The sequence below is a fragment of the Paenibacillus sp. y28 genome, from assembly GCF_037137075.1.
Taxonomy (GTDB): Bacteria; Bacillota; Bacilli; order Paenibacillales; family NBRC-103111; genus JBBBNV01.
The window spans coordinates 15,800-28,196 of the sequence record NZ_JBBBNV010000006.1; the positions used below are offsets into that span (position 1 = coordinate 15,800).

The 12,397-nt window shown below is 58.0% G+C and carries 7 protein-coding genes; all 7 read left to right on the forward strand.

Annotated features, from left to right (window positions below; genetic code table 11):
- Positions 1-10: 10 nt before the first annotated feature.
- The 7 genes from WBG83_RS07255 (at position 11) to WBG83_RS07285 (ending at position 12,393) form a co-directional block, all read left to right on the forward strand.
- Positions 11-1,741, forward strand: a complete 1,731-nt coding sequence (locus WBG83_RS07255; RefSeq protein ID WP_336744004.1) for a TolC family protein — start codon at positions 11-13, stop codon at positions 1,739-1,741.
- Positions 1,738-3,906: a stalk domain-containing protein gene (locus WBG83_RS07260; RefSeq protein ID WP_336744006.1), complete on the forward strand. Its 2,169-nt coding sequence runs from the start codon at positions 1,738-1,740 to the stop codon at positions 3,904-3,906. Before WBG83_RS07255 ends, WBG83_RS07260 begins: the two co-directional genes overlap by 4 nt.
- Positions 3,907-4,174: 268 nt before the next feature.
- On the forward strand, positions 4,175-6,946 hold the full coding sequence (locus WBG83_RS07265) for a HAMP domain-containing protein (RefSeq protein WP_336744008.1): 2,772 nt from the start codon (positions 4,175-4,177) through the stop codon (positions 6,944-6,946).
- 24 nt (positions 6,947-6,970) lie between these two features.
- A complete protein-coding gene (locus tag WBG83_RS07270) occupies positions 6,971-7,498 on the forward strand; it encodes a GNAT family N-acetyltransferase (protein WP_336744010.1) in 528 nt (175 codons plus the stop codon).
- Entirely contained in the window at positions 7,491-8,663 is a 1,173-nt protein-coding gene (gene alr / locus WBG83_RS07275) for an alanine racemase (protein WP_336744011.1), read from the forward strand. Before WBG83_RS07270 ends, alr begins: the two co-directional genes overlap by 8 nt.
- Positions 8,660-11,212 (forward strand): MFS transporter, encoded by a 2,553-nt coding sequence (locus tag WBG83_RS07280; RefSeq protein WP_336744013.1) that lies wholly within the window; start codon positions 8,660-8,662, stop codon positions 11,210-11,212. The genes alr and WBG83_RS07280 overlap by 4 nt, the downstream gene beginning before the upstream one ends.
- Positions 11,212-12,393, forward strand: a complete 1,182-nt coding sequence (locus tag WBG83_RS07285; RefSeq protein WP_336744015.1) for an ABC transporter substrate-binding protein — start codon at positions 11,212-11,214, stop codon at positions 12,391-12,393. The genes WBG83_RS07280 and WBG83_RS07285 overlap by 1 nt, the downstream gene beginning before the upstream one ends.
- Positions 12,394-12,397 lie beyond the last annotated feature (4 nt).

Here is a 12,397-nt window from a genome sequence, read left to right on the forward strand (position 1 = left end):
GTGATACGGATTGTATTGGCTTCGCGCAGCGACCTGCGGTTTGTTGATTGGAGGCTTATTGTCGGGAGCGGTTACACTGCCGGCTTATGCCGAAGGAAAGCGGATTACGCTGGAGGAAGCGGTTCAGGAGGCGATGAAGCGATCTGCTGACCTGAAGGACGCCAGAATGGCTGTTGACAAGAAGCAAAAAGAGCTGCAGCAGGCACAGGAGGCTGTGAATCATCAAGCGGCAAAAGACAGCAGCCTGTTTGCAAAGCCTCACAGCTTAAGCAAGGATTTGGAAATCCGGCTCAAGGTTCCGGAGGCCCGGAATCAGTATAACGGCGCGCTGATGGATGAGGCTGCTGCGAGGCGCAAGGTCAAGGCCGCTGCCGAGAAGCTGTATTTCAACTCCCTGCAGGCGATAGAGCAGGAGAAGCTCGTCCGGCAGCGGCAGGAAGAGGCTGCGCGTGAGGAGAAGGAGCTGCGGACCAAGCTCCGGTTCGGCGTTGTGGCGCAGCAGGAGGTAGACACGGCGGCCGAGTCGCTGGCTGCGGTCAATTCGGAGCTCAAGCAGGCCCGGCTGTCGCTGAAGAGCGCAAGCATGCAGCTGGCCGAGGCGATCGGCACCAACCCGGAGGCGGAGCTGGAGCTGGAGCTGCGGCCGCGCTACGCGATTTTGAATCAGGACCGGCTATGGCGGTCTATGTCTTACGCGGAGAAGAACGATACCGCGCTGTATAAGGACACAGCAGCCAGAATGCTGGCTGAGGAGAAGGTCAATGTAACCCGTCGCCTGTACACGAACAAATTCGGTCCGGGAACGGTGCAAATCATCGAGGCGATGTATGCGGCGCCGGGGCCTGAAATGGATTACGAGCTGTTCAATGCCTCTTATGACCGGATGCTGGATAACATCAAGAAGCAGTGGGAAGGCTTCTATCTCATCCCCGTCCCATTCCTCCCTATCCTTCCCATTCCTAAGGTTATTCTGCAGGGCGAATACGATGGTCTGCGCTATTTCGACGACATGAAGTACTCCCTTCCTGTTTCCATGCTGGATCAGGACAAGGCCCGGCTGAAGGAAGCGGAAACGCGGAAAAATTTAATTTTACAAACGAAACAGTCATTTTATGACACCAAGGCGTCAGAGGAAGCGTTCGCCCAGGCGCTAATCAAAGCGGACAAGGCCAGACAGGCGCTGGATAATGCAGGCAAGAAGCATCAAGCCGGCTGGATGACGGAGGAAGAGTACAAGGCGGTCCAGGAAGCGCTTGCCGAAGCGGAGAAAGGAGCGGTCACCGGATTATTCTCGTATTTGTCCGCGCTGTCCGCCTTCAATATGGCCACCAGCGGGGCGCTGGATAGCGCTTATGTGGATGGCTGGCTGCCCTATGGGGATATTGATGACGGGCTGTCGCCGCTGCAGCAGCCTCAGGATCAGCTGTCGCCCGGACAGCTTGCCGGGGCATGGACGCTGAAGGATGCCGTGGAGGGAGTCACCTCTACATTCCGTGTGAGCATCCCGCCTGCGGTCGGCGCAACGCACTATACCCTTCTGACGGACCAGGGTGTCACGGTGGGAGATCCGGTCAAGCTGACGGAGCCGGTCATTCATGTGAACGCAGTGTTTGGAGAGATGAGCCTTCTCAAGGTGCAGCTGCTTCAGGACGGCAAGCCGGTAGCGGAAGCGCTGGTCGAAGGCTCGGGCTCGGGCGGCGCGCTGCAAATACAGCTGGCGGATAAAGGGGAGTCAGGATGAGAAGCAGTATGAAACGGGGGCTGGCGGTGCTTGCCGGCCTGGGGCTGGCTTGGTCGGCAGCGGCTTCTCCCGCATTCGCCAAGCTTCCGCCTCAGGTGAGCCAGACGACAGGCTATTTGGCGGTTGGAACGTATTTGATTCATAAAAACGCCTTAAGCAAGGATAATGTTGCGGCGGCTCAAAAGACGATAGGCACTTCCGGCCAAGGGATGCTTTACAAGTCGGAATTTGCCGGAGGGGCATGGATTGATTTGTCCAAGGCCTCGGGTCTTGCCGGACTGGCTGATCCAAAAGGCAGGTCGGCAGTAGGCGCCAGCACGGTCGAGGCTATGAAGTTTTCCGTTTGGATTGACGAGAATGGCAAACTGACCAATCTTCTGACAGCCGAGGAGCTTGCCAAGCGGCAGGAAGAGCTGAAGAAGCAGCAGGAGCAGCTGAATGAGAAAAATGAAGCCGCCATCGAAGCAGGCAAGCATGCGGAAGCCGCCGCCATTGCGGTTGAGGCGAATCAAGTGGAGGCTGAGGCTGCTTTCCTGCAGGCGCTGGGCAGCGGCGACTCTGCTGGCGCAGCAGGTCTGCTGGCCCGTATAGGCGACCCGCAGGCAGCTGTAGCCTCCCTTCAGGAGCAGGCGGCCGAGCTTGCGGGCAAGCTGCCGCCCGGTACTGTGAGCGGCATCGAGCCGGATGCTGCCGCCGTAAACGGCCAGCTGGATGCGGCGAGGCAGGACCTGGCCGGGCTGAGCGAGCTGCTGGCGAAGGCGGAGGCCGCCGGGAACGAGGCTCTGGCGCAGGAGCTGCGTATACAGCAGGCGGCGGCGCAGACAGCGGAAGCTGCTTTGCAGCAGCAGGCCGATGAGCTGAAGGTCGAGGAGCTGAAGGCGGAGCTGGACAAGCTGAAGCAGGCCCTGAAGCAGGCTGTAGACGGCGGATCTTCGGGAGCCGGAACAGGATCCGGCAGCGGAGCGGGAAGCGGCGCAGGCGGAGGCGCAGGAGCGGGAGCCGGAACAGGCTCCGGCAGCGGAGCGGGAAGCGGCGCAGGCGGAGGCGCAGGAGCGGGAGCCGGAACAGGCTCCGGCAGCGGAGCGGGAAGCGGCGCAGGCGGAGGCGCAGGAGCGGGAGCCGGAACAGGCTCCGGCAGCGGAGCGGGAAGCGGCGCAGGCGGAGGCGCAGGAGCGGGAGCCGGAACAGGCTCCGGCAGCGGAGCGGGAAGCGGCGCGGGCGCAGGAGCGGGAGCCGGAACAGGCTCCGGCAGCGGAGCAGGAAGCGGCGCAGGCGAAGGAGCGGGAGCCGGGACAGGCTCCGGCAGCGGAACAGGAAGCGGCGCGGGCGAAGGAGCGGGAGCCGGGACAGGCTCCGGCAGCGGAACAGGAAGCGGCGCGGGCGCAGGCGCAGGAGCGGAGATACCCGGTCCTGCCGAACTTGCCGGGCTGCTGCTCCGGGCTGCTGAAGCTGAGGCGCAGCTGGCCGCGCTGCTCTCCGGCCAAATAGTCAAGGAACGCGGACTGCTGGAGTCCAAGGAGCAGCTGCAGACGGAGCTGGCTGCGGGTCCGTCCGACCCGGCGCAGCTTCAGCAGCAGCTGGCTGCCGTTCTGACGGAGCTGCTGCGAATTTCGCAGGACCAGCTGTTTGAGCAGCTGGCGGCGCTGAGGGAGCTGCCAGCGACTGCGGAGGCGAGGACGGAGGTCCAGGCGAAGCTGCTCCTGGAGCTTCAGCAGCTTCAGCTGCAGTATTATACGCCGGAGGAGCAGGCGGCACTTGCCGAAGCGGCTGCTCTGCTTGCCGGCAGCGGCGTTGTAGAGCCGCTGCCGGTAGAGAGCGTGCTGTCGCAAACGCTCCCCTTCAAGCTTGAGGTGCCGCCCGTGCTTATCGACGGGCACGTCTATATTCATATCCGTCCGGTGTCGGAGGCGTTCGGGGCGGTGGTGCTGTGGGATAACAGCGACCAGTCGGTCACTGTCAACCGTCCGGGCGTTATCGTTCACGCCAAGACAAACGACCCGAGAGCTTACATAAATGGCGAGCCGATTCAGCTTGAAGCGCCGCCGAGACTGGTGGAGGGGCGGACGATGGTGCCGCTGCGGTTTGTTGCTGAGGCGCTTGGCCTGACGGTCACCTGGATCAGCCAGCCGCAAACCGTGCGGATCGAAGGCTTTAAGCAGGACTAGCAGGACAGTCTCGCCTGTAGAGATAGCCGTAACATGTTGAAGGAACGGCGAAAAATGAGGTTAGACCGACCGCTACGCAGCGCCGCAATGTGCGCGGGGGATTGGCGCGCGAGCTTGACCAAGAGGCTGCTGTGAAGAAAAAGCAGTGAAGGAAAAATGGTGTGAGGCTTATTTGGATAAAAGACGTGAAGTCCTGCTTCATACGAAAAGAGAAACCACCTGCACGGATGATGTTAAGGGGTAAATGAACGGGGGAGCGCAAAAGGCTATGTCCAGAACCAAAATTGTATTGCCCATCCTGATAGTGCTGCTTGCGGCGCTGTCCTTCTCACTTATTGAGTTCCGCCAAATATTCAGCTTGAAGCCTTTTGCGTCCTCCGCGGAATTCAAGGAGCTAGCCGATGTTTCGCCGGACGGCGAGGGCGGCTTGTATCTCATTAGCGATACGAAACAGCGGATTCTGCATCTGGATGCCGCAGGACGGCTTGTCGGCGAGCTGCGCAAGCAGCGGGCGGCAGGAGGCGGGCTGACGCTGTTCAGCGATCTTGCCTCGGATGACCAAGGCAATTTGTACGTGCTGCAGACGGAGCTTGACAGCTACGGATTGTTTGTTCAATCGGAGCAAATTATCCACTATGACAAAAGAGGCCGTCAGGCCGGGGTGCTGCTGAACCGCAGCTATACTCCTGCCGACAGGCTGCTCCGGGTCGGTGTGGTGAAGGCGCTGACCGTCCGGGGCGATCAGCTCGAATATTTTACCGTCGACAAGTCAGGGGCCGCCTGGCATCAAGTTTCGCTGTCGGGAGGACCCGCGCGGACAGGCTTTACCCTTCCGCTTCCTGCGGACCATTATTTGTCGGATGTGAGCGGAAACCAGTCCGGACAGGTGTATTACACGAACAAAAAAGGGGAGCTGCTGCAGCTCGCCGATTCGGGGCGGACAAACCTCCTTTATCCCCGTCCCGGTATGGATCGCGGTGATTTGAACATGCCCCAGGGACTCGGCCAGGATGCCTCGGGCAGGCTGTATTTTATCGATATGCTTCGCAATGAAGTGAGCCGACTTGTGCCAAGCCAGCCTTACGTGGTGGAAACGCCGCTTTCCCAGGCGAAGCTGGCGGCGGCTCCGGGACCGGATAACGTCTCCAGGAAGCTGGGATTGCTGCAAAACCTGTTCGTGGGGGCCGACGGCAGCGTGGCGGCCGTTACGGAGAGCCAAGTGCTGGAGATTGGGGCAGGAGGACAGATAACGAAGGTGCAGGACCGGTATTATTATACCGGCGGTCTTATTGCGGCAAGGGCCGGATACTGGGTTATGCTTGCGGCCGCTGTAGCCCTGCTGCTGTTCACGGTTCGGTATGTTTATATTCATGTGTTGAACCGCCGGCTGTCTCTCATGGTGAAGCAGATCGGGGTTTTTATTCCGCTCATGGTACTGTGCATGGGAGCTTTGGCCGGGGTCGTCTATCAAATGTTTACGATCAAGCTGGAGGATGAGGTTCGCAAGGAGCTCATTTTATTGGCTCATAATGGCAATAACCTGGTGGACGGCAACGCTCTGGAGCGGCTGAAATCGCCGCAGGATTACATGAACGCCGACTATACGGCCATCAAGGCCAAGATGAATGGCTTGTTCGACCGCGAAGGGGACGACTTCAACCGGGACGGCTTATACTCCACGCTGTACAAATATGAAAATAACAGCTTGTTCGTCATAATGGACGACGATGACAGCGTGAAGATGTTCTCCTCCTTCCCGATGGACGACGATAACCGGAAGGTCGTTCAGTTCGGAAATATCATTACCGGGCAAATGGACAATGCCTCCGGCTCTTGGTTTTATGCTGTCGGACCGATCAAAAATGATCAAGGGCAGATTGTGGGCCTTTACGAAACAGGCAAGGATATGAACGGGGTGAAGCAGCACAGCCTGAAGGTGCTGTCCAACATTTTGTGGATGATTGCCGGCATCGCCTTGGTTATGCTCATCGTATTTTGCTTGATGACATTCCTCATGCTGTCCTCCCTGCGCAGGCTGAATACAAGTGTGATTCAGATTGCCAGCGGCCGGTGGGACACTACGGTTGATATCCGCACCCGGGACGAGGTTGCCGATTTGGGGGAACGCTTCAATGAGATGGCGGCCCACATCCGCAGCTATATCGGTCAAATGACGCGCCTGAGCGAGGCGTATTACCGGTTTGTGCCGCAGCAATTTTTGCGAACGCTGGGCAAGGATAGCATTCTTGATGTCGAGCTTGGCGACCAGTCGCAGCGGGAAATGACGCTTCTTGTTTCCAGCACCCGGAACTTTTATCAGATGTCCCGGAAGCTTACGCCCTTTGAGAATTTCAATTTTATTAATTCCTTTCTGAAACGGTTCAGTCCGGTTGTACATAAGCACGACGGCATGATTAACAAATATTTGGGAGCCGGATTTTTGGCGCTGTATCCGCATTTTTCCGAAAAAGCGATTTATACCGCAGTGGAGATGCGCCGTATGCTTGAGGTGTACAATACACACCGGGCCAATTCCAGATACGCCCCGATTGACGTGGGGCTTGCGATTCACAAGGGCGCGCTGATGCTCGGCGTCATCGGCGAGGAGCAGCGTATGGAGGGAAGTGTAATCTCCGAGCATGTCGGGCTTGTGCAGGAGCTGGAGAAGGCGACCGCCCGTCTTGGTGTTTCGATTTTGGTGACTGAGGAGGCGCTCGGCGGCATTAACCGGCCGTATCGCTTCCAGCTGCGGTCGCTGGGACGGGTACAGCTGCATGGAGAAGAGCGCGCGATTACGCTGTACGACGTATTTGAGGGCGATTCGGAGGAAGTAGCCAAGCTGAAAAAACAAACCAAGGACCGCTTTGAGCAGGCGGTGCTGTTGTATCAGGCGGGCCGGTTTTTCGACGCGCGGGAATCGTTTGTGGAAGTGATCCGGATGAACCGCTGGGATGAGGCGGCCAAGCTGTATTTTTACGCTTGCGACGAATTTTTCCAGAACGGGGCTCCGGCTGATTTCGACGGAACCCTGAAATTGTAACGGCAGCGGGAGGACGAAACATTCATGAGAGATGCGCATGTCTATGAGATCGGTCCTGTGCTCACGGAGCTGGATGCCCAGAGGGCGGTTGAATTTTGTTTGTCGGACGACTCCTTTGAAGACCAGCGGCATACGCCGGGGGAGCTGCAGCAGCTTCAGTCCATCCCGTTTGAAGCGCTTCAGTCACCGGGCCAGTTTTGCTGGCTTGCCAAAAAAACGTCGGGGGATGTAATCGGCATCGTTTGTTTTGCCGAGAACGGGCATAGTACCGGGGGCTACCGTCTGGATTACTTGGCCATCAGCCGTTGCTGGCGCAGACAAGGAGTTGCCGCAGAACTGCTGCGGCGGGTCAAGCAGTTTGTACACAACCAGGCAGGCAGATTTATCGAGACCTATACGTGCGACCTGCCGGTGTATGAGCCGGCTCGCCGGATGTTTGAATTAAGCGGCTTCCGGCAGGTGGGACATATTCCGGATTATTATTTCGAAGGGGAAGGCAAGCTGTTCTATTATTGTAAATTGAGCTCTCAGGAGGAAACGGTCCATGGCTAAATCGAGTACACCGCAAGCAGCAGCGCACGCGCTGGGTCGGCCGGTGTGGGCGGAAATTCATTTGGAGCGGCTCGCTCATAATGTAAAATGCATCCGCAAGCTGCTGAAGCCGGAGACGAAGCTGATGGCGGTGGTTAAAGCCGACGGCTACGGTCATGGCGCCGCAAGCATTGCTTCTACCTTGCTGGCAAACGGCGTAGACCGGCTGGCCGTTGCAATTGCGGACGAAGGGATTGCTCTTCGCAATAGCGGTATCGAGGCGCCGATTCTGGTGCTTGGGGTAACACCGCCGGAGGAAGCGGAGAAGGTTGTCCGCCACGGGCTGATCCCCGCCGTCTGCACAACTGAGTTTCTCGATGAAATCGAACGGCTGGGCAGTATTTGGAAAAAACAGGTTGGGGTCCATGTCCGCGTGGATATCGGGCTTGGAAGTGTAGGCGTCCGGCTGGCGGAAAGCCGGGAATTTATCCGGCAGGCGATGCGTCGCCAGTGGATTCAGGTGGAAGGCGTGTTCACACACTTGTCCTCGGCCTACGGCGGGGATGATGCATATTTGGCGGCGACCGTCGCCCAGTTCAGCCATGTGCTGGAGGATTTGCGCCAGGAGGGCATTCATGTGCCGCTGGCGCACGCGGCCAGCAGCCCGGGAGTGCTGCGCGCGCCGGGCGCTCATTTTGATATGGTGCGGACAGGCATTCTGCTTTACGGTCTTCCGGCTGTGGAGAAGCCGCCTGTCCGTTTGGATTTAAAGCCGGTGCTGGAGCTGAAGGCCAAGGTGGTGTTTATCAAAACCCTGGAGGCCGGCAGCCACTTCGGCTATGGCGACCGCAGCCGGACGAATACGCCGAAACGGATTGCTACGCTGCCGATTGGCTATGCCGACGGCCAGTTTCTGTTCCACCTGGAGAACGGGGAAGTGCTGCTGCGGGGACGGCGGGCTCCGATCATCGGCCGGGCGTTCATGGACCACCTCATGGTGGATGTTACCCGCGTGCCTGAGGTCGAAATCGGCGATGAAGCGGTAATTATCGGCAAGCAGGGAGTGCAGCGCATTCGCGCCGAGGATGTGGCCCGGTGGTGCGGCATTCCGGATCTATGCGGCGACTTGATTACGATGCTCGGAGGGCGTGTGCCGAAGGTGTATGTGGGGGATAACGGCGTATGACCTCTCCTAAAATCCGCACGATTTTTATTATCGCCTCCATGGTGCTCATCCTGGTGGTGCTCGGGTTTACAGGGGGCTTGAATCTGACCTCCTTCAAACAAAGCTACACCAGCTCGCTGATCTCCAGCTATTCGGTGCTGGCGGGAGAAACGGTTCGCAAGGTTGAGTATGCGGTCAAGTACGGCAAACCGCTTGATAATTTCTACGGCATAGAAGAGCTTCTGGGCAAAATCCGGCAGGATGCCGCCACCATTGAAGCGGTGCAGGTAGCTGCCAGAGACGGAGCCGTCATGTATGATGAGAACGGCTCGGTCCGGGACCGGAAGCTGCCCTCGGCTGTGGCGGAGCAGGCTGATTTTGCAGCTGAAACCGGTCATTCGTACCGTTCTGTTACCCATGAAGGCAAAATTCATGTGCTTCTGCCGGTCCGCGATAAGGACGGAGGCTGGATCGGCACACTCGATTTATCGTTCGGCGAACATGTGATTCAGTCGAAGATCACCCCGTACATCACCAAGCTGGTCATTACGCTGCTGGTGCTGGCGCTGCTCTCGGCAGCCTGCCTGGTATATGTGCTGAATAAGCTGTCCTTCGTTGATGCGTCCGGACAAATCCGGAAGCGCCGGCTGCTGACGCTGATTTTTATTGTTCTGGGAGTGGTGCAGGCGCTGTTCGGCACGACCAGCTATGTAATGCTGAAGGACGGCTTCCTGGCCTCCGTGAAGGAGAATACCTCGCTCGTCATTCATATTATTCAGCGGGATATCGGCTACGTGGTGGATAAAGGTGTTCCTTACAGCAGCATGTACGGTGTAGGGGACTATATGAACCGAATTATTGAATCGGTCCCCGAAATCGACCGTATTTCCATTATGAATTCGGACTTCACCACGGCGAAGGCGACGGCCGATTTGGAGGAATCGAAATACTCCTATAGCGTTCCCATGGTAAGAGATGTTCAGGATACCGGAAGCTATTTGACCGTTGTCGATTTGTCGCAAAGCTACATTAACGGACGGATGCGCGACATTTTGCTGGATATGATGACGATGGTGATCATTTCCTTCGTGGTCATGGTCGAGATTACGTTGTTTGTGCTTATCATTTTACGCAAAAAAGTGACGGCCAGCGCGCCGGGCGCTGTACCTGTAGAAGCGGATGCGGAGGGCCGGGCGCCGGCTGCGCCGGACGGCGGACTGAATCCGGAGCCTGCTCTAAGCTCTGCGGGAATAGCCGCCCGGAGCAAGCTCAGCGAGGAAGCGGACCGCAGCATGATCCGTCCGCTCGGGTTCCTTGTTTTTGCCAGCGTGTACATCTCTACGGCCTTTGTGCCGGTTCTTATGAAAAAGCTGTATGAGCCGCTGTTCGGCTTGTCGGAGACCTTGGTGCTGGGACTGCCGATTTCTGCGGAAATGCTGAGTCTGGCGCTTTTCTCGATGTTGGCGGGTACGGTGATCGACCGGAAGGGCTGGAAAACCGCGTTTATGATTGGCGCGGGTATCATTGCGGCCGGCTCCGTGTTTTCGGCTTTGGCGGCATCGGCGACAGCCTTTATCGGAGCGCGGGCGATTGTGGGCGCCGGCTTCGGCTTTGCTTTAATGGCGATGCAGGCGTTTGTCGTCACGGCCCCGACCGAAGAAGCGAAAAACGACGGGCTGACCGAGCTGAACTCGGGCGCCTATGCCGGCATGAACTGCGGTGTGGTGGTCGGCGCGATGCTGGGCGACCGCCTCGGCTATTCGGAGGTGTTTTATGTTGCACTCGCGCTTATCGTGCTGGGCGGCCTGTTCGCCGGCAAGCTGATGCCGGACAGCCGCAGCCTGCAGCCCGCTCGCGCAGCCGCCGCTGCCGAGAAGGAGCAGGCTGAAGGGGCGGGGACTTTCGGCACAGCCGCCGAGGCCGATATTTACGCTGAGCCGGCATCGGGGAAAGGCGTGCTGCGCAGATTCGTATTTAACCGCGAAATTGTGCAGCTGTTCCTGCTTGTGCTCATACCGGTGTCGGTGTGCGGTATGTTCGCCAGCTATTTCTTCCCGGTGTATGCCGAGAGCATTGATATCTCTTCCTCCGATGTGGGCCGGGTATTTCTGCTGAACGGGCTGTGTATCGTATTCCTTGGCCCGCTGCTGAGCCGCTTGTCGGAGCAGTATCTAGGCACTCGCCAGTCGTTCGTCATCTCCAATGTGCTGGTGGTCGGAGCGCTGCTGCTGTTTGCGGCCCATGCCAGCCTGTTCACTGCCATCAGCGCGGTCGTGCTGCTGGGCATTGCCGAGGGGGTTGGCATCACCTCGCAAATTAACTATTACATCAGCCGCCGGGCCACGAGCGTTGTCGGTGAAGGCAAGGCCATGGGGATATACAGCCTGGTCGAGAATATGGGCCAGATGCTGGGGCCGCTTGTTTTCGGTTTTGTCTCTGTGTTTGGAATGGCTCAGGGCGTCGGTACAATCGGCGCGGCGATGTTTGTTTTGCTGGCTTTGTTCATGATGTTATCCCGTGAGAAGAAACGGGCCGATTCGAATTATAAGGCGCTGGGGAGGGATTTGTAATGCCTCGATGGAAAGGCTGGAAAGGCTGGAAAGGACTGCTTCTCATACTGGTGCTGTCCCTCGTTGCGGTACTGCCGGGCGTGCGCACCACGACGGCGGCGCCTGAGGAGTGGAACAAGCTTGCTCCGCATGACAATCAGGGGAAGAAGTACAGGCTGGCTTACGTAGAAACGGACCCTTTTTTCAACTATGCTGGAACGTTTTATTATTTGGTCAAAGGTCTCGAACGGCTCGGCTGGATTACCTCCACGGAGGGCATGCCGTTCAGCCCGTCGCAGGAGGACAGCAAGGTGATGTGGGATTGGCTGGCGGATCGTGACATGGGACCCAACATTGAGTTTGTGAAGGATGCCCACTATTCGCTCATCTCCATGCCGCCGGACGGCGCGGACCAAATTATGGATCGGCTGAACACGCAAAAGGATATTGATTTAATGATTGTGATGGGCACGTCCCCGGGCCAGAAGCTGGCCAACGACAGGCACCACGTGCCTACGATGGTATTTTCATCCAGTAACGCTGTGCAGTCCGGCATCATTCAATCCGAGACCGATTCCGGTCTGGACCATGTATGGGCGCATATGGATTTGACCCGCTACAAGCGCCAAGTGCAAGTATTTCATGATATTTTCCAGTTTAAAAAGCTGGGGATGGTATATGAGAACTCCGAGCTGGGACGCATCTATGCCGCGGTTGACGATGTGAGGGATGTGGCGGCTGAGCGCGGCTTCGAGCTGGTGGAGCTGCATGTGGACGAGCCGAAATCGCCGGATGACCGGGCGCGCTACAACCTGGAGGTGCAGGAGGCTTTCCGCAAGCTGTCCACGCAGGTGGATGCGGTGTATTTGACCGCAGGCAAGTGGGATCAGGCCAAGCTGTCGCTGCTGCTGGAGCCGCTCTATGCGCAAAAGGTGCCGGTATTCTCCCAGCTCGGATCGGGAGAGGTTGCCAGAGGAGCCCTGCTAAGCTTGTACCGGGCCAACTTTAGCGGAATCGGCTATTTCGGCGCAGAAAACATGGTTCAGGCGCTGAACGGGACGCCGCTTCGCAAGCTGCCGCAAATTTTTGGCGATACGCCGAGTATTGTTATGAACCTGGAGGTTGCGAACCGGATTGGCTACAAAACCCCGTTCGACATTTTACTGGCGGCGGATGAGATCTATACCAGCATCAAAAAATAATGGA

What these genes read in the sequence shown, in the direction of transcription:
- WBG83_RS07265 (WP_336744008.1), top strand. Translation starts at nt 4,175, where the DNA reads ATGTCCAGAACCAAAATTGTATTGCCCATCCTGATAGTGCTGCTTGCG.
- WBG83_RS07285 (WP_336744015.1), top strand. Translation starts at nt 11,212, where the DNA reads ATGCCTCGATGGAAAGGCTGGAAAGGCTGGAAAGGACTGCTTCTCATA.
- WBG83_RS07260 (WP_336744006.1), top strand. Translation starts at nt 1,738, where the DNA reads ATGAGAAGCAGTATGAAACGGGGGCTGGCGGTGCTTGCCGGCCTGGGG.
- WBG83_RS07280 (WP_336744013.1), top strand. Translation starts at nt 8,660, where the DNA reads ATGACCTCTCCTAAAATCCGCACGATTTTTATTATCGCCTCCATGGTG.
- WBG83_RS07270 (WP_336744010.1), top strand. Translation starts at nt 6,971, where the DNA reads ATGAGAGATGCGCATGTCTATGAGATCGGTCCTGTGCTCACGGAGCTG.
- alr (WP_336744011.1), top strand. Translation starts at nt 7,491, where the DNA reads ATGGCTAAATCGAGTACACCGCAAGCAGCAGCGCACGCGCTGGGTCGG.